The 17,205-nt window shown below is 73.7% G+C and carries 18 protein-coding genes; 8 read left to right on the plus strand and 10 right to left on the minus strand.

The window, feature by feature from the left end; genetic code table 11:
* Window positions 1–67: 67 nt before the first annotated feature.
* Complete coding sequence (locus HLI28_RS05815) at window positions 68–1,678, minus strand: Ig-like domain repeat protein (protein ID WP_171246571.1); 1,611 nt, start codon at window positions 1,676–1,678, stop codon at window positions 68–70.
* A gap of 211 nt (window positions 1,679–1,889) precedes the next feature.
* On the opposite strand from HLI28_RS05815, the gene HLI28_RS05820 reads away from it, so the two are divergent.
* Window positions 1,890–2,858, plus strand: coding sequence for an ATP-binding cassette domain-containing protein (locus tag HLI28_RS05820; RefSeq protein ID WP_171246572.1), 969 nt, complete (start codon window positions 1,890–1,892; stop codon window positions 2,856–2,858).
* Window positions 2,855–3,661, plus strand: a complete 807-nt coding sequence (locus HLI28_RS05825; protein WP_171246573.1) for an ABC transporter permease — start codon at window positions 2,855–2,857, stop codon at window positions 3,659–3,661. The genes HLI28_RS05820 and HLI28_RS05825 overlap by 4 nt, the downstream gene beginning before the upstream one ends.
* A gap of 41 nt (window positions 3,662–3,702) precedes the next feature.
* Here the strand turns inward: HLI28_RS05825 and HLI28_RS05830 are convergent, their stop codons facing one another.
* Together HLI28_RS05830 and HLI28_RS05835 are read right to left on the minus strand one after the other, a co-directional pair.
* On the minus strand, window positions 3,703–4,326 hold the full coding sequence (locus HLI28_RS05830; RefSeq protein WP_171246574.1) for a response regulator: 624 nt from the start codon (window positions 4,324–4,326) through the stop codon (window positions 3,703–3,705).
* Entirely contained in the window at window positions 4,323–5,537 is a 1,215-nt protein-coding gene (locus HLI28_RS05835; RefSeq protein WP_171246575.1) for a sensor histidine kinase, read from the minus strand. Before HLI28_RS05835 ends, HLI28_RS05830 begins: the two co-directional genes overlap by 4 nt.
* Window positions 5,538–5,690: 153 nt before the next feature.
* Here HLI28_RS05835 and HLI28_RS05840 point away from each other — a divergent pair, with 153 nt between their 5' ends.
* Window positions 5,691–6,779, plus strand: a complete 1,089-nt coding sequence (locus HLI28_RS05840) for an ABC transporter permease (protein ID WP_171246576.1) — start codon at window positions 5,691–5,693, stop codon at window positions 6,777–6,779.
* 20 nt (window positions 6,780–6,799) lie between these two features.
* Window positions 6,800–7,534 (plus strand): ATP-binding cassette domain-containing protein, encoded by a 735-nt coding sequence (locus HLI28_RS05845; protein ID WP_171246577.1) that lies wholly within the window; start codon window positions 6,800–6,802, stop codon window positions 7,532–7,534.
* On the opposite strand, the gene HLI28_RS05850 is transcribed toward HLI28_RS05845, so the two are convergent.
* Both HLI28_RS05850 and HLI28_RS05855 read right to left on the minus strand, forming a co-directional pair.
* The gene (locus HLI28_RS05850) at window positions 7,515–8,519 is read right to left on the minus strand and encodes an adenosine deaminase (RefSeq protein ID WP_343035687.1); all 1,005 of its coding nucleotides are present in this window, start codon (window positions 8,517–8,519) and stop codon (window positions 7,515–7,517) included. The genes HLI28_RS05845 and HLI28_RS05850 overlap by 20 nt on opposite strands.
* A 43-nt stretch (window positions 8,520–8,562) precedes the next feature.
* Window positions 8,563–8,868 carry a DUF5808 domain-containing protein gene (locus HLI28_RS05855; RefSeq protein ID WP_171246579.1) on the minus strand — a complete coding sequence of 102 codons (306 nt, stop codon included), beginning with the start codon at window positions 8,866–8,868 and terminating at the stop codon, window positions 8,563–8,565.
* Window positions 8,869–9,015: 147 nt separating this feature from the next.
* Between HLI28_RS05855 and HLI28_RS05860 the strand changes: the two genes are divergently transcribed.
* Window positions 9,016–10,359, plus strand: a complete 1,344-nt coding sequence (locus tag HLI28_RS05860; protein ID WP_171246580.1) for a phosphoribosyltransferase family protein — start codon at window positions 9,016–9,018, stop codon at window positions 10,357–10,359.
* A gap of 45 nt (window positions 10,360–10,404) precedes the next feature.
* The gene (locus HLI28_RS05865; RefSeq protein ID WP_171246581.1) at window positions 10,405–10,878 is read left to right on the plus strand and encodes a nitroreductase/quinone reductase family protein; all 474 of its coding nucleotides are present in this window, start codon (window positions 10,405–10,407) and stop codon (window positions 10,876–10,878) included.
* A gap of 4 nt (window positions 10,879–10,882) precedes the next feature.
* On the opposite strand, the gene HLI28_RS05870 is transcribed toward HLI28_RS05865, so the two are convergent.
* Window positions 10,883–12,235, minus strand: coding sequence for a DUF2252 domain-containing protein (locus HLI28_RS05870; RefSeq protein ID WP_171246582.1), 1,353 nt, complete (start codon window positions 12,233–12,235; stop codon window positions 10,883–10,885).
* Window positions 12,236–12,366: 131 nt separating this feature from the next.
* Between HLI28_RS05870 and HLI28_RS05875 the strand changes: the two genes are divergently transcribed.
* Complete coding sequence (locus tag HLI28_RS05875) at window positions 12,367–12,927, plus strand: type 1 glutamine amidotransferase domain-containing protein (protein WP_171246583.1); 561 nt, start codon at window positions 12,367–12,369, stop codon at window positions 12,925–12,927.
* Between the two features lie 65 nt (window positions 12,928–12,992).
* On the opposite strand, the gene HLI28_RS05880 is transcribed toward HLI28_RS05875, so the two are convergent.
* From HLI28_RS05880 to HLI28_RS05890, 3 genes are all read right to left on the minus strand, one after another.
* Window positions 12,993–13,439: an ATP-binding protein gene (locus HLI28_RS05880; protein ID WP_171246584.1), complete on the minus strand. Its 447-nt coding sequence runs from the start codon at window positions 13,437–13,439 to the stop codon at window positions 12,993–12,995.
* 59 nt (window positions 13,440–13,498) lie between these two features.
* On the minus strand, window positions 13,499–13,870 hold the full coding sequence (locus HLI28_RS05885) for an STAS domain-containing protein (RefSeq protein ID WP_171246585.1): 372 nt from the start codon (window positions 13,868–13,870) through the stop codon (window positions 13,499–13,501).
* A gap of 146 nt (window positions 13,871–14,016) precedes the next feature.
* Entirely contained in the window at window positions 14,017–15,399 is a 1,383-nt protein-coding gene (locus HLI28_RS05890) for an MDR family MFS transporter (RefSeq protein ID WP_246246472.1), read from the minus strand.
* 136 nt (window positions 15,400–15,535) lie between these two features.
* Here HLI28_RS05890 and HLI28_RS05895 point away from each other — a divergent pair, with 136 nt between their 5' ends.
* Complete coding sequence (locus HLI28_RS05895) at window positions 15,536–16,408, plus strand: SDR family oxidoreductase (protein WP_171246587.1); 873 nt, start codon at window positions 15,536–15,538, stop codon at window positions 16,406–16,408.
* Here HLI28_RS05895 and HLI28_RS15250 read toward each other — a convergent pair.
* Entirely contained in the window at window positions 16,392–17,192 is an 801-nt protein-coding gene (locus tag HLI28_RS15250) for a helix-turn-helix transcriptional regulator (RefSeq protein WP_246246462.1), read from the minus strand. The two genes, HLI28_RS05895 and HLI28_RS15250, sit on opposite strands and share 17 nt — an antisense overlap.
* Window positions 17,193–17,205 lie beyond the last annotated feature (13 nt).

Below are 17,205 nucleotides of genomic sequence, written 5' to 3' on the forward strand. Positions count from 1 at the left end.
CGCCGGCCTGCGGGCCGGCGACCCCCGCCCCCACTCGTCGCCGTCCAGCCCCGAGCGCCGGACGGCATCAGTACACGGTGAAGTACAGCGGCACCTTGACCGACCTCTTCTTCGTCGCGGTGCCGACGTAGACGACCTTCAGGTAGTGGTGCCCCGGTTCGACCGACGCGGGCAGCGAGACCGTGCGCGAGCCGTCGTGCTTCTTCCTCAGCCGCACCGTCTTGACCGTCACGCCGTCCACCTTGAGCTTGACCTTGCCCGTCAGGGCGACGTTCGACGGCGAGCTCAGGCGGAACCGGACCTTGACCTGCTGGGGACGGTGGACGGTCGTGTCGAGGATGCTCGCCCGCAGCTTCGTCCTGGCCTTGTACACCCGCACGGTGCGGTACCGCACCGTCTTCTCGTAGACGGTGTCACCGGTGTAGACGACCCGGAGCGTCGTGCGTCCGACCGGGAGCTTCTTGCCCCAGATCCGCACGACGACCTCGCCCGAGTCGTCGAGAGTCCCGGTCCCGACGCGCGTCGTTCCGCGGTACACCTTCACCGTGCCCGTCGGGACGGCGTCGGGCCAGTAGTTGTCGGCGCTGTGGACGGCGACACGGAGCTTGTGCGGACGGCCCCACTGGAAGGTCCGGGCCGTGGCGCGCTCCACGCCGATCACCGCCGGGTTCCTCACGACCTCCAGGTCCAGCGTGGCGCTGGCGTCCTCGACGAACGGCGAACCCGTCAGCCTCGCCGTGAGCGTCCGGCGGCCGGGGGGCACGTCGTCGGCCGCGAGGGTGAAGACGGTGGCGCCGAGACCCATGCCGGCGACGTCCTGGGTCTGCAGCAGCCGGTCCCCGTCGTACAGGGACATCGTCCCGTCGATCGGCCAGGAGATGTCCATGAAGGCGGCCACCTCCCACGTCCCCCCGGCGGTGTTCATGACTCCTTGCTGGACGTCGTTGGACCAGATGCGCAGCGGCAGCCGGGCCTTGCCGACGGTGAGCGTCCCGGTGGCCCGCGTGATCTGGACGTCGCCGGCGCTGTAGTAGGTCACCTCGTAGGCGTGCGTGCCGGGGACCTCCGCCGGCACGTGGACGACGCCCGTGCCCCCCGAGACGGCAGCGTCCCGCGGACGCATCCCCGGGTCGTCCCAGGTCACCACCGCGCGTCCGTCCGGCTGGTCGGGGTCGTCGACCAGCAGGTCGGGCGGCGTCGCGACGTCGACCGTGAAAGGCACGACGTCGCCGTAGGCGGCCTGCTGCGGGGCGTCCACGGTCATGACCCCCGGTACGTCGCCCTCCACGACGTCCAGGGTCCCGGTCCACTCCGAGGGCCGATAGGTGGAGTCGCCCACGAACCGGACACTGACCTCGTGCGGTCCGGGCAACGACGGCGGAGGATCGACGACCAGCTCGGAGGAGGGCCAGCGCGTCCGCAGGACCATGTCGCCGTCCACCAGCACCGCGACCGGGCCGCCGATGGAGCGACCGCCCTCGTCGGTCACCCGTACGTCGAGCACGAACCCCCCGGCCGGCCTCCAGACGAAGTTGGTGTCCTGCTCGACGACCACCACCGAGGCCTCACGTTCGTCGTCCGCCGCGGAGGCCGGGATGACGAGCATCGTGAGCAGGCCGAGGGCAATGGCGACCGCCATCGCCACGGTGCGGGTCAGGGCGGTGAAACCGCTGGTCATCGGAGTGATCTCCCGTCACCGTCGTCGATGTCCGGGACAGTACAGGGATCTGCCGCGCCCGTCCAGGACATGTTCAGGCTCCGGTCAACCAGCGGTCAGGCCGCAGTCCACGCTCCCGCTCCCTGACCGCGGGACGCTCGTCGGCGCCCGTTCGAGAAGCGGATCGTGTGATCACTCAGCACACTGAGTGCAGCCGCCCCCGAGGAGCCCCATGAGCGAGACCGCGATCGTCACGCGCGCCATCGAACGACGTTTCGGCGACAACGTCGCCGTCGCCGGCGTCGACCTGACCGTCCACGAGGGCGAGATGTACGGGTTCCTGGGGCCGAACGGCGCCGGGAAGTCGACGCTCACCCGCCTGCTGTGCACCCTGCTGGCGCCGACCGGCGGCACGGCGACGGTCGCGGGCCACGACGTCGTGCACGAACCCACCGCGGTCAGGCTGCGCATCGGCGTCGCGCTCCAGGAGGCGGCGCTCGACGACAAGCAGACCGGCGTCGAGATGCTCCGCCTGCAGGGCCGCTTCTACGGGCTCACCGCCCGGGAGACCACCCGTCGCGTGGCCGAGCTCCGCGAGCTCATCGACATCGGGGACGCGCTGGACGACCGGGTGGGCACGTACTCCGGCGGCATGAAGCGCCGGCTCGACCTCGCGCTCGCCCTGATCCACAACCCGCGGATCCTCTTCCTGGACGAGCCCACCACCGGACTCGACCCCATCAGTCGCGCCACGGTCTGGGCCGAGGTGCGTCGCCTCAACCGTGAGCTCGGGGTCACCGTGTTCCTCACGACCCAGTACCTCGAGGAGGCGGACGCGCTCGCCGACCGGGTCGGCATCATCAACCGCGGCGAGCTGGTCGCCGAGGGCACCCCGGGCGAGCTCAAGCGTTCCATCGGCACCGACGTCCTGGTGGTGGAGGTCGGCGACCAGGTCGAGAACGCCCGCACGACGCTCCGGACGCTCGACGCCGGCACCGGCATCGGTGGCGTCGAGACGGACGGCACCTCCCTCATGGTTTCCGTGGACGACGGCGCACGAGCCGTCAGCCCCGTGGCCCTCGCGCTCGACCGTGCGGGCATCACCGTCCAGCAGCTCGCGCTGCGTCACCCGACCCTGGACGACGTCTTCTTCCGGGTGACCGGTCACCGCATCCAGGACGACGAAGGAGAGGCCCCATGAGCACCGACACCGCCGTGCGCGACGATCCGGTCTCGGCCCGACCCGCCGGGTTCTGGCGTGACCTGCTGTCCGTCGCGATCCGCGCGCTCCGGCAGATCCCCCGGGAGCCGGAGGCGATCATCCCCGCCCTCGTGATCCCGCTGTTCTTCTTCGTGGTCAACGTCGGCGCGCTCGGCGACGTCGCGACGTTCACCGGCGTCGACGACTTCAAGGCCTTCCAGATCCCCGTGGCGATCATCTTCGCCGTGACGGGTGTGTCGCGGGCCAGCGCCCTGGTCACCGACATCACCGGCGGCTACTTCGACCGGCTGCTCGTCACGCCCATGCACCGCACCTCGCTCCTGCTGGGCCTGATGGTCGCCGACCTCGCGCTGGTCGTCGCCCTGTCGGTGCCGGTGCTCGTCCTCGGCTTCGCCCTCGGCGTCCAGTTCGCCACCGGTGCCGCGGGCGTCCTGGTGTTCCTGCTCCTCGCCGGCCTGTGGGGGCTGGCCTTCACCGGGTTCCCCTACGCCATCGCGCTGCGCACGGGGAACCCGGCGGCGGTGAACTCCAGCTTCCTGCTGTTCTTCCCGTTCGCGTTCCTCACCACCACGTTCCTGCCGCTGGACGCCCTGACCGGGTGGCTGGCGACCATCGCCCAGTTCAACCCCGTGACGTATCTCCTCGCCGCGCTGCGGTCGCTCATCATGGAGGGCTGGGACGCGACCGCGCTCTGGCAGGGCCTCGCGGCGATCGCCGTCGTCGGCGTCCTGAGCTTCGTGCTGGCGTTCCGCGCGCTGCAGGGCCGCACCGCCCGCACGTGACGGGTATCGCGCCCCCTCCCCCACGGACCGCCCGCGGTCGGTCAGGGCAGCAGCCCGCGCTCCCGCGCCACCGCGACCGCCTCGGTGCGCGAACGCGTCCCCAGCTTGGTGTTGACGTGCGTCAGGTGCGTCTTGACGGTCGCGACCGACACGACCAGCTCGCGGGCGACCGCCTCGTTGGACCCTCCGGCCGCGACCAGCGCCAGCACCTCGAGCTCCCGTGAGCTCAACGCCTCGAAGGGCTGCCTGACCCGGCCCAGCAGCCGGCGCTGCACCGCGGGGTCCAGGACGGTCCGGCCCCCGGCGGCCGCCCGGACCGCCCCCGCGAGCTCCTCCGTGGGGGCGTCCTTGAGCAGGTACCCCGTCGCGCCGGCCTCCACGGCGGACAGGATCTCGGCGTCCGACCCGTAGGTCGTCACCACCAGCACCGGGACGGCGTACCGGTCCACGACCGTGCGCGTCGCCTCGGCCCCGGTCAGCCGGTCTGGGCCGAACCGAAGGTCGAGCAGGACGACGTCTGCCGTGCCGCCGTCGGCCAGCCATGCCAGCAGCTCCTCGGCGGTCGCGACCTCGTGCACGACCCGCAGGTCGCCCGTGGACTCGACGACGGCGCGCAGGCCGGCCCTGACCACGGGATGGTCGTCGGCGATGACCAGGTCGATCACGGCGCGGCCTCCTCGGCGAGAGGCACCGCGACCGCGAGCGCCGTCCCGCTGCCCGGGGTGCTGTCCACCATCAGGGTGCCGCCGAGCTCCGCCGCCCGCGACCTCATGGCGGCGAGCCCGAACCCGTCGGTCGCCCCCGGGTCGAACCCGCACCCGTCGTCGACGACGTCGAGCACCACGGTGTCCTCGGTGAAGCGCAGCGCGACGCCGGCCTGGGTGGCGCGGGCGTGCCGGACCACGTTCGCCAGCGCTGACTGCGCGACCCGCAGCAGCGCGGTCTCCACCGCGAGCGGCAGCGGTCGCGGGGTGCCGGTCGACTCCACGGTCACCGTCAGGGCGCCGGCGCGTCCCGCGGCCTCGTCGGCCGTGGCGGTCGCGCGCTCGGCCACCCGTCGCAGCGCCGCGAGCAGGGTGCCGCCGTCGAGGTCCAGGGGAGTCAGGTCGCGCACGAACCGTCGGGCCTCGGCGAGACTGCTCGCGGCGGCCTCGCGGGACCGGGCCACGAGCGCCCGGGCGCGCGCGTCGTCGGTCCCGATGGCCTCGTCGGCGGTGCGCAGCAGCAGCTCGATCGCGGACAACGACTGCGCCAGCGTGTCGTGGATGTCGCGGGCGAGCCGTTCCCGCTCCGCCGCGACGGCGGACTCCCGCTCGGCCCGGGCGAGGTGGCGGCGGGCGCGGGTGAGCTCGTCCAGCGCGCGCTGACGCGCCTGGGACTCGCGGACGATCGCCTCGAGGCCCAGCACGACGCCGGCCGCGACGGCGGCACCCAGCACGGGACCGAGCACGAACCCGAGCCACGGCCCCTCGGCGCGCGCCAGCCCGGCACCGACGGCCACGACGGTCGTCGCCGCCACCGCGGGCAGCCCGCGGCGCGGCCCCAGGACGTGCATCTGGAGCAGCAGCAGCGGGAAGGCGGTCCACAACGCCTCCGGGGACAGGGCCAGCAGCACGGCCCACACGACCGTCAGGGCGGTCACCCAGGCGGCGTCCGGCCACCAGCGTCCGCGGGGGGCGTCCACGGGCCGGTCGTGCACCCGCACCACGCGTCGTCCGGCCGCGTACAGCCCCAGCAGCACCAGGGCGACGACCGCGGTCGCGGTGCGCTGCCCCGCCGGCGCCCGGACGACCGTCACGACGGTGAGCACGACCAGGAGCACGTCGAGGCCCACCAGGAGCCCGCGTGCCGCCGTGTGCTGCGGGCGACCGTCCATCCGTCCCACGCTAGCCCGCCCGCCGCGCCGCACATCGTCCGAACGGTTGATCCCGGGATCGACCGTGCGGCGCGACAGGACCGCACCCCGGGGCGATGCCACGCCTCGCCGCGCCGACGACGCTGGGGACATCCCTCGTCGAAAGGACCCGCCGTGTTCGTCGCCCTGCGCGACCTGCGTCATGCCCGGGGGCGGTTCGCCCTCATGACCGCCGTCATCGTGCTCGTCACCTTCCTGGTCACCTTCCTCGCCTCCCTGACCGCCGGCCTCGCCCGCGAGTCCACCTCCGCGGTCACCGACCTGCCCGCCGACCACCTGGCGTTCGCCATGCCGGGGCCGGACGACGCGCCCGCCTTCACCGCCTCGCAGGTCACGGCCGACCAGTGGCGACGCTGGCGAGGGGTCCCGGGGGTGGACGCCGCCGAACCCCTCGGGGTCGCGACGACCCGCGCCGGGTCGGCAGCCGGCACCGCCTCGGTCACGGCGTTCGGGGTCCCGGCCGGCTCGCGCCTGCTGCCCGCCGGTTCCCCGGACCTCACCACCGGCGGCGTCCTGCTCTCCCCCGCGGCCGCCACCGAGCTCGACGCCGCTCCCGGCGACACCGTGACCGTCGGGGGGACCGCCCTGGAGGTCGTGGGCACCACGGACGTCGAGGCGTCCTTCGCCCACACCCCGGTGGTGTGGACGACCGTCGCGGACTGGCAGGCCGTCGGCGCCCGCGGCACCGGGTCCGACGACGACCCGGTGGCGACCGTCGTCGCGCTGACCACGAGCGACGACGGAGCCGCCCGGGGCGACGCCGCGGTCGGCACGACCACCGTGACGACCGCCCAGGCACGATCGGCCGTGGCCTCCTACGCCGGCGAGAACACGTCGCTGACCACGATGCAGGGGTTCCTGGTCGCGATCTCGGCCCTGGTGGTGGGTGCCTTCTTCAGCGTGTGGACCATCAGCCGGTCGGCCGACGTCGCCGTGCTCAAGGCGCTCGGCGCCACGACCCGATACCTGCTGCGGGACGCGCTCGGTCAGGCGGCCGTGGTGCTCACCGTGGGAGTCGGGTTCGGGACCCTGCTCACGGCCGTGGGCGGCCGTCTGCTGCCCGCGACGGTCCCCGTGCTGGTGGACACCACCACGACCGTGCTGCCCGCCGCCGGGCTCGTGCTCCTCGGCCTGGCCGGGGCCGCCGTCTCGGTCGCCCGCATCACCCGCATCGACCCGCACGCCGCGCTGGCCGCGCACTGACACCCCGCAAGGAGAGACCCGTGGACCTGCACCTGGACCGCATCACCCTCGTCTACCCGGACGGGACCTCGACGCTCACCGCCGTCGACGACGTCTCGCTCACCGTGCCCGCCGGCACCACGACCGCGTTGCTCGGACCCTCCGGGTCGGGCAAGTCGAGCCTGCTGGCGGTCGCGGCCGGACTGACACCGCCCACCTCGGGCCGGGTCCGGCTCGGGGACGAGGTCGCGCTCACCCCGACGACGTCCGTGGCCGAGGCGACGCGGTGGCGCCGGGACCACCTCGGCGTCGTCTTCCAGGCACCGCGGCTGCTGGACTCCCTGACGGCCCTGGAACAGCTCGAGCTGCACGCCCACCTGCGCGGCCGACGACCCGCCACGGTGCGTCGTCGAGCCCTGGAGCTGCTGGACGCCGTCGGGGTGGCGGACCGTGCGCACCACCGGCCGGCGCAGCTCTCGGGCGGCCAGCGGCAGCGCGTCGCGATCGCCCGCGCGCTGGTCGGGGACCCCGCGGTCCTGCTCGTCGACGAGCCGACCTCGGCGCTCGACCACGACCGCGGCGTGCGGGTGGTCGAGCTGATCACGTCCCTGGCCCGCGAGACCGGCGCGGCGACGCTCCTCGTCTCGCACGACGCCTCGACGCTGGACCCGGTGGACGCCACCGCCCGGCTGGCCGACGGCCTCCTCGAGAGCCCGGCCCGGCCGCAGCGGACCGAGGCACCCGGAGGCCGGTGCGTCAGCGCTCCTGCCGGCTGATCTCGGCCAGCAGGGCAGCACGCCGGTCGGCGGGGAGCACGGCGGCCCGGATCGAGTTCTCCGCCAGTCGTGCCCGCTGCCCCGCCGTCATGCCGAGCGACGTCGTCAGCGCGGCGAGGTTGTCGTCCAGGTATCCGCCGAAGTAGGCCGGGTCGTCGGAGTGCACCGACACGTTGAGCCCGCGGTCCAGCATCGCCAGGACCGGGTGGTCCTCCAGCCGGTCGACCGCCCGCAGCGCCACGTTCGACAGCGGGCAGACGGTCAGCGGCACCTGCTCGTCGACGAGCCGCTGGACCAGCGCGTCGTCCTCCAGGGCGCGGATGCCGTGGTCGATCCGGTCCACACCGAGCACGTCCAGGGCCTCGACGACGTACTGCGGCGGCCCCTCCTCGCCGGCGTGGGCGATGAGGTGCAGGCCCTCGGCGCGCGCCCGGTCGTAGAGCCGGGCGAAGTCCGACGGCGGGTGGCCGGCCTCGGCCGAGTCCAGCCCGATACCGACGATCGGCGCGTGCAGGCCGAGGAGGTGGTGCAGCACGTCGAGGGCCTCGGACTCGGGGCGGTCGCGCAGGAACGCCGCGAAGAGCGCGGTCGAGACGCCGTGGTCGCGTTCGCTCGTCGACAGCGCCTCGTCGACACCCTCCAGGACGGCCTCGAGCGGCACGCCGCGGGCGACGTGCGCCTGGGGGTCGATCATCACCTCGGCGTGCCGCACCCCGGCACGCGCGGCACGCGCCAGGTAGGCGGTCGTCATGTCCGCGAAGTCCTGCGGGGTGCGCAGCACGGCCATGTTCGCGTAGTACAGGTCGAGGAAGGACTGCAGGTCGCTGAACGCGTACGCGCGGCGCAGGTCCTCGACGTCCGCGAACGGCAGCTCCACGGCGTTCCGCGCGGCCAGCTCCAGGACCAGGTCGGGTTCGAGCGTGCCCTCGAGGTGCAGGTGCAGCTCGGCGAAGGGCAGGGCGGCGGGACCGGGGACGGTGCTCACGCCGTCCACCCTGGCACGATCGCCCGGCCGTCGCCGGGGCGGCTCAGCCGGCGACGCGCTCCTTGACCAGCGCGACCACGCGGCCGACGTTCACGGTCCAGCCCACGCCGAAGACCTGCGGTCCCAGGACGTGCTCGGCCTCGGGGTCCCAGAGGCGCTCCTTGGCGCGCGAGATCGTCGGCATCCGGAACTCGTACGGCACGAACCCGACCTTGCCGTGCCACTCACGGTCCTCGGGGTCCTTGCGCAGCTCCTTGGTGACGGCCGCGACGGCGATCGCGAGCATCACCACCTTGTAGAACTTCTTGATCCCGCCGGACTTCTTCTTGCCGCTCTTCTCGGTGTCCATCGCGACCTCCGCTCGTCGGTTCCGCCTCCATCCTGCCGCGCCCGGGTCGGCCAGGCCAGGGGACGGCGCACGTCGGGCCCGAGTCCCCGGCCGATTCGGGACCAACGGCCCTTCTGCCGACCCGTCCGCGGCGCGCATCGTGGTGGCATGCCCTTCACCGACCGCACCCAGGCCGGGCAGCGTCTCGCCGAGGAGCTGGCCGGGCTGCGCGACGAGGACGTCGTCGTCCTCGGCCTCCCCCGGGGCGGGGTCCCCGTGGCGTTCGAGGTCGCCGTCGCGCTGGACGCACCGCTCGACGTCATCGTCGTGCGCAAGCTGGGCGTCCCCTACCAGCCCGAGCTGGCGATGGGTGCGGTCGGTGAAGGGGACGCCCGGGTGGTGGACGACCAGGTCGTCAGCCGCGCCCAGGTCACGGCCGAGGAGCTCGCCGGCGCCGAGGCCACCGAACGCGCGGAGCTGGACCGGCGCGTGCACAGGATCCGCCGCCAGCACCCGCTCGTGCCCCTCGCGGGCCGCACGGCCCTCGTCGTGGACGACGGGGTCGCGACCGGGTCGACGGCGCGCACCGCGTGCCTCATCGCCCGGGACCGGGGAGCGGCCCGCGTCGTGGTGGCCGTGCCCGTGGGTGCCGCACCGGCACTGGAAGCACTGCAGGAGGTAGCCGATGACGTGGTCTACGTCGAGAGCCCGCGCGCGTTCCGCGCCGTGGGCGAGTGGTACGCGGACTTCCGCCAGGTCGACGACGAGCAGGTCATGGCGCTGCTCGAGCGTGCGACGCACGCGGCCCGGCCCGCCGAGCCCCCGAGCGTCGACCCGCCACCGCCACGGGACGAGGACGTCGAGATCCGGGCTGGTGCGCTGATGCTGAACGGACATCTCACCGTGCCGCAGGACCCGGTCGGGCTGGTGGTGTTCGCCCACGGCAGCGGCAGCAGCCGGCACAGCCCGCGCAACCGGCGTGTCGCCCAGGTCCTCAACGAGGCGGGACTGGGCACGCTCATCTTCGACCTGCTCACCGCCCGCGAGGAGTGGGAGCGTCCGATGGTGTTCGACATCCGGCGCATGGCCGGGCGGCTGGTCGACGCCACCTGGTGGCTGCGCACCACCCAGGGCTGGGACGACTTCCCCATCGGGTACTTCGGGGCGAGCACCGGTGCGGCCGCGGCGCTGCGGGCCGCCGCCCAGCTCGGCCACGACATCTCCGCCGTCGTCTCCCGCGGAGGCCGTCCGGACCTGGCCGCGGACTGGTTGCACGAGGTCCGCGCCCCCACCCTGCTGGTGGTCGGCGGCGAGGACTCCTGCGTGCTGGACCTCAACCGCCGCGCCCAGCGACGGCTGCGGTGCGAGAACGACCTGGCGGTCGTCCCCGGGGCCACGCACCTGTTCGAGGAGCCGGGCACGCTGGACCGCGCGGCCGAGCTCGCCCGGGACTGGTTCCTCGGGCACATGCCTCAGAGCACCGCCACGTCGCAGGCGGTCCTGCACACCTGAGCAGCCGTGCCGCTACGGTGGAGGTCGTCGACCTCCGGAGGACCGATGACCTTCAGCCACTCCACGGGCACCCGCGGAGCGCGCAAGCCGGGCCGCGTCGTGCGGTGGTTCAACGGGCTGGCCCTGCGCCGGATCCGTCGCCGCGGCGGTCCCGTGCTGGGGATGCGGCTGCTGGCGCTGACCACCGTCGGGCGCCGGAGCGGAGCGGCCCGCACCACCCCGCTGGCCTACTTCCACGGCGGCCCGGACCGGTGGTACGTCGTCGCGTCGGCCAACGGCGCGGCCACGAACCCGGCCTGGTACCTCAACCTCGCCGCCCGGCCCGACGAGGTCGAGATCGTCGTGGACGGCGAGACCGTCCCCGTCCGGGCACGGGAGCTGCACGGCGACGAACGCGCGCAGGTGTGGGGACGCATCACGACGTCGTCGCCCCAGTTCGCGAAGTACGAACGCGCCACGGACCGGCACATCCCCGTCATCGAGCTCACCCGGCGCGACGGGGACGCACCGTCGACCTGACGCGTCACCCGTCGGCGACGCTCCGGCGGAACCGGTCGTGGTCGGCCTGGTTCTGCTCGGCGTACGCGACCGCGAAGTCGGCCAGGGCGTCGGCGAACGTCCTGCCCGAGCCGAGGTAGCCGGCGATCGTCACCGCGTCGCCGGAGCGGGCGTGGGCGTGGGCGAGGGTCCGCCCGCACAGCTCGACGTAGGCCCCGAGCCGGTCCGGGTCCATCGCCGCGACGTCCGCGGACCCCTTCATGTCGTGGAACTGCCGCCAGTAGTAGTGCCGGCCCACCGAGGTGTCGGACCACCCGAGGAACACGTCAGGGCTGGCCTGCACCAGGCGACGGCCCTCGACCACGCGCCTGCCGGCGTGCGGGTCCGGGCGCGTCGGCACGTAGGCCTGCAGCACCGAGTCCGTGGCCTCCTTGACCTGCAGGAACAGGGGTTCGCCGTGGTCGCGCCCGGTGAGCAGCACGACCCAGCACCGCGTCCCGACGCTGCCCACACCCACGACCTTGAGCGCGGCGTCCACGACGGAGAACCGCTGCAGCAGGTACCGCCGGTCGGGCGGCAGCGACTCGACGTAGCCGGCGAAGGTCTCCGCCACCCGGGCGTGCATCTCCTCGGCGTCCAGGTGCTCCGTCAGGTCGCGCAGGGGCACCAGCAGCGGCGGCTGGCTGCGGATCCGGAGCCGACCGTCGACGGTCTCGGCGAGCTTGCCCAGCGCCCGGACCGAGTCCCTCCCCCGGGCCTTGGCCATCCTCTTGTCGAAGACCTTGCGGTCGGCCTTCGAGGGCAGCGCGCGGCGCACGTCGGCGAGGGACACCTGCTCGTACCAGATCCGCAGCGCGGGCAGATCAGCGAACCGGGACATCGCCCGGGCGTACGTCCGGACCGCACCCCGCGCCGCCCGGCCGCCGACGGCGTCGGACCACCCGTTGTCCCGGGCGGCCACGACGACGCTCGCCGCCAGCCGTCTGACGTCCCACTCCCAGGGTCCGGGCACCGTCTCGTCGAAGTCGTTGAGGTCGAACACCTGGCGCCGCTCCGCCGAGGCGAAGGTACCGAAGTTGGCCAGGTGCGCGTCGCCGCAGAGCTGCACGGGCACGCCGATCGTCGGCGTCGGGGCCAGATCCATCGCCATGACCGCCGCGGAGCCGCGGAAGAAGGCGAAGGCCGACTCCGCCATACGGGCCCTCCTGACCGGCACCAGCCACGGCAGGCGGTCGGCGTCCTGCGCCGCCAGCACCTCGACCGGGTCCGTCCGGTCCGTCGGCGGGTCCCAGCGGCCGTGCGCCGACCGCGGCACGGCCTGGCGCGCACCCCTGCCCGCCTCCGCCCGTGCCTCTGCTTCCGCCGTCCTCGTCGCCATCGTCGTCGACCTCCGACCGGGTGTCGGATCCATCGTAAGGACGGCGACGCCGCGCGGCGCGGGCAGCCCGACCGGCAGGATCCGCCGCGGGCCCATACCGTGGGGCTCCCGAACGACGAGAGGAGCGAACCATGGCGACCGATCTCACCGACCTCACCGTCCTGGCGATCGTGACGAACTACGGAGTCGAGCAGGACGAGCTCGTCGTCCCGCTGGAGCACCTGCGCGAGCGCGGGGCCGTCGTGACGGTCGCGGCCGCGACCTCCGACGACGTCGCGACGCTCGTGGGCGACAAGGATCCCGGCCGCACGGTCACCCCGGACGTCACGCTGGACGACGTCGACCCGGCCGGGTTCGACCTGCTGCTCGTGCCGGGCGGCACCCTGAACGCCGACACCCTGCGGCTGCAGCCGTCGGCGGTCGAGATCGTCCGGTCCTTCACCCGCTCCGGACGGCCCGTCGCCGCCATCTGCCACGGCCCCTGGGTCCTCGTGGAGGCGGGGGTGACGACGGGCAAGACCGTCACCTCCTACCCGTCGCTCCAGACGGACCTGAGCAACGCCGGTGCCGCCTGGAAGGACGCGCCCGTGGTCGTGGACCCGGGCGAGGGGTGGACGCTCATCACGTCCCGGACCCCGGACGACCTGGACGACTTCCTCGGAGCCGTCGACGAGGTCCTGACCGGATCCTGACGCCCCGGCACGCCGCCGTCCGGGCCTCGTAGCGCGGGACCCGGACGGCGCTGCCGTGCGCGGCCTCAGGCCTCCGGGCTCGTCCTGCCGACGGTGGCCCACACATGCTTCGACTGCTCGGTGGTGTACCAGCCCACCGCGAGGGAGAGGCGGCGGGCGATCATCAGCCCGAGGCCGCCGTGACCGGGGTCGCGGTCCCCGGCGAGCCGTGGCGGCGTGGACAGGTCGTGGTCGGCGACGTCCAGCAGCCAGACCTGCCCGTCACCCAGCAGCCGCACCACCGTGGGCGGCAGACCGTGGCGGACGGCGTTGGTCGCCAGCTCGGACGCGATGAGCACGAGCTTCTCGGCGGTCGACTCCGCGGTCTCCGGGCCTCCCTCTCCCAGCCGCTCCTGCAGGCCGGCGCGCATGGCGGCGACCTCGTCGACCTCGGTCAGGATCCACCGGGCGATCTCGGCGAAGTCCTCCGGCGGTGCGGTGTTGGGTAGTTCGTCGTCCTGTCGAACGGTCACGGCGGTCGCTCCTCACGTGCTCGGGCATGGCAAACCGTCAGGATCGACGGCATCGTCGGCTACCCGACGATGGGTGGTGGTTCGAACCGCGTACGGGGCGCACGTTCCGGGGCCTCGGCCGGCGGGATCTCGTCGATCAGCTCGACCAGCTCCAGGGCCCCGCTCATCTCCAGCAGGTCGAGCACGGCGTCGGGGGTCCCGACGAGCCGCGGGCGGGTCTCCATCGTCACGTCCATGAGGATCAGGTGCAGTCCCGAGGAGTCCATGAACGTCACCCGGGACAGGTCGACCGTCTTGGCGCGGCCGTCGAGCGTGGCGGCGAGCTGGTCCCGCACGCTGTGCGTGACGCTGAAGTCGATGTCGCCCCACATCACCCAGAGCGACCCCTGCCGCGCCACGCGGACCCCGCCGGACGCGTGTCGTGCCCCCATGCGTGCTGTCCTTTCTTCCTTCTGACGACGTCCCCGGCCCGGCCGCGCGGGACGCCACGTGCGGTCAACACCCGTGCCGGTGTCGGGAAGTCTTGCACGGAACTCGTCCTTTCTCAGGGCGAGCGTCGTCGGCCCGTCGCCGCCGGTCAGTCCACCGCACGCACGGCGGCCCGGCGGTCCCGTGCCGCCTGCCGGTCGGCCGGCAGGAAGAACGCCAGCAGGGCGATCACCCCGCCGCACACCGCCACGACGACGAACACGAGGTGGATCGCCGCCATGAGATCGGGTCCCGACGGCATGCCGTCGGGACCCGTCGTCGCCCGGGCGTTGACGATCGCCCCGCAGACGGCGACGCCGACGGCCGAGCCGAGGGAGCGGGCGAAGATGTTGATCCCGGTGACGGCACCGCGGATCGTGTGGTCCACGGACGACTGGGCGGCGATCAGGGTCGGCACCGCCGTCAGCCCCATCCCGGTGCCGACGAGGAACGTGGTGCCCATCACGGCGACGAGCGGGGACGACTCGCCGAGCAGCAGGCTCGACGCCGTGCCGGCGACGACCAGCGTCGAGCCGATGATCGCCGTCAGACGGAACCCGAGACGCAGGTAGAAACGGCCGGCGTTGGACGCCGACAGCGGCCATCCCACCATCATGGCCGCCAACGCGAAACCCGCCATGAGCGGGCCGACGCCGAGCACCCCCTGGGCGTAGATCGGCACGTAGGTGGCCAGGCCGAGGACGACCATGCCGACGACCAGCGAGATCGCCGTGGCCACCCCGATCACGCGCCGGCGCAGCAGACCCAGGTCCAGGATCGGGTGCGCCACCCGGCGGACGTGCCGGACGAAGACGAGGAGCAGCGCGCCGGCAAGCGCCAGCACGGTGACCGACGGGACCGAGACCCAGGCCCAGCTGGACCCGCCCTCGAGCAGACCGAGCAGGAGCAGGGCGCTGCCGCCGGCCAGCAGCACGGCACCACGATGGTCGATCGGCTCCCGGTCACCGTCGAGCGGGGACTCGTGGTACCGCCGGACCAGCATCCAGGCGGCCAGTGCGCACAACGGGATGTTGACCAGGAAGATCCAGCGCCAGGACACGAACTCCGTGAAGACGCCGCCGAGGGTCGGACCGACGACGGAGGAGATCGCCCACACCGAGGCCAGGTACCCCTGCACCCGGGCGCGCTCCTCCAGGGTGTAGATGTCGGCCGCGATGGTCTGGGACACGGGCATCACGGCCCCGGCGCCGAGTCCTTGCAGCACACGGCCGGCGACCATGGCGCCCATCGACCAGGCAGCCCCGCACAGCACGGACCCGAGGAAGAAGAACCCGACCCCGGCCAGGATGAGCCGCTTGCGGCCGACGATGTCCGAGAGCCGTCCGGCCAGCGGCGTGCTGACGGCCTGGGCGAGGAGGTAGGACGAGAAGAGCCACGGCACCTGCTCGAACGCCCCGAGCTCGTCGGCGATGGTGGCCGACGCCGTGGCGATGATCGTCGCGTCCAGGGCGACCAGGGCCGTGGACAGCATGAGGGACAGCAGGACCGGCCCGCGCTCGGAACGCAGGCCCACGGACGTCGACGTCGGGGGCACGTCAAGCACAAGCCCCGGGCAAGCGTCGGGTATTCCGGGTGGCCGGTCCGCCCGCGGGACGTAGCGTGCTGCCATGTCGTCCGCACCGCCCCTGTCGGGTCGCACCGCCCTGGTCACCGGGGTCTCACGCCGGAAGGGCATCGGATTCGCCGTCGCCCGCGAGCTCGCCGGCCTCGGCGCGCACGTGTTCACCCAGCACTACGCCCCGCACGACGCCGACCAGCCGTGGGGTGCGGACGACCTCGCCGCCGTCGACGCCGGCGTCCGGGCGGCGCTGCACGACGGCGCACGGTCCGCGTCGGCGTCCGCGGACCTGCGGGACCCTGCGCAGGTCGCGTCGCTGTTCGACGCCGCGCGGGCGCTGACCGGCCGCGTCGACGTCCTGGTGTGCAACCACGCACGCAGCGGCGGGGACGGCTCGATCCTGGACATGACGCCGGAGGCGCTCGACGCGCACTGGCAGACGAACACCCGCTCCACGCTGCTGCTCACCCGCCTGTTCGCCCGGCAGCACCGCGAGGACGCGCCCGCCCTGCGCCCCGGGGAGACGCTGCGGCGGACCGCACCCGCCGACCCGGCCGGCGCGCCCAAGGTCGTGTGGATGACGTCCGGCCAGGAGCAGGGACCGATGCCGGGCGAGGTCGCCTACGCCACCGCCAAGGCCGCGCTGGCCGGCATCACGCCCACCGTCGCCGCCGAGCTGCTCGACCTCGGCATCGTCCTCAACACCGTCAACCCCGGTCCCGTGAACACGGGCTACCTCGACCCCGGCACCACCGACCGGCCGCTCGCCGAGCTCGAGGCACTGCGCGCGGCGACGCCGTTCGGCCGCTGGGGCGAACCCGCCGACCCGGCGCGGCTCATCGGCTGGCTCGTGAGCCCCGCCGGGTCGTGGATGGTGGGGCAGGTGCTCACCAGCGACGGGGGCTTCAGCCTCCAGCGCTGACGGTCTCCGCACCGGGACGCGGCCCGCCGGCCGCCGCGGCGGCGACCGCCGCCGTCCGGCTCGAGACCCCCAGGCGCGCGTAGATCTGGTCGAGGTGGGCACGCACGGTGCCCACCGAGATGCCGAGGGCGTGCGCGATCTCCTTGTTCGTCAGACCGGTCGCGACCAGCTCCACGATCTCCCGCTGCCGGGCGGTCAGCGCCGGCGCGTCCTGCTCGACGCCGGTGGCGACGGCCACCAGCATCTCGCGCAGCGCGGGGAGCAGCAGGCGGCACATCGTCACCTCGCGCTCGCCGAAGGGCTCTCCCGTCAAGCGGGGCGCCACCACCCGGACCGCCCGCCCCCGTCCCAACGGATAGCCGAAGGCGAGGATGTCCTCGGCGTGGAAGAACTCGCGCTGCGTCGGGTGCTCGGCCCAGCGGCGCTGGCCGAACCACGACCGGACGGTCGCGACGAGCGGCTCACCGCGCAGCTCGACGAAGTTGCCCGGCAGGCTCCACCAGTACCGGTGCACGACCTCCACGCCGCCGCCGTCGTCGACGCCGTCGGCGGGGCGCCCCGCCACGGTCTCCCGACCTGACTCGACCTCCTGGACGTACTCGGAGGTGAAGTCGCGGGCGTCGGTGACGTTCAGCGCGACACCGTCGCAGCCGAGCATCTGCTCGAGCCGGCGCAGGATCTCCGCCGTCACCGCCGTCGTCGGCTCGTGCCGACGCACGTCGGCCAGGTCGAGGAGGTCACCGAGCATGGCGAGATCGTCGCTGGAGGGATCGTTCCGTGCCATGACGCCTCCCGGA

It is taken from the genome of Isoptericola sediminis, assembly GCF_013085345.1.
Taxonomy (GTDB): domain Bacteria; phylum Actinomycetota; class Actinomycetes; order Actinomycetales; family Cellulomonadaceae; genus Isoptericola; species Isoptericola sediminis.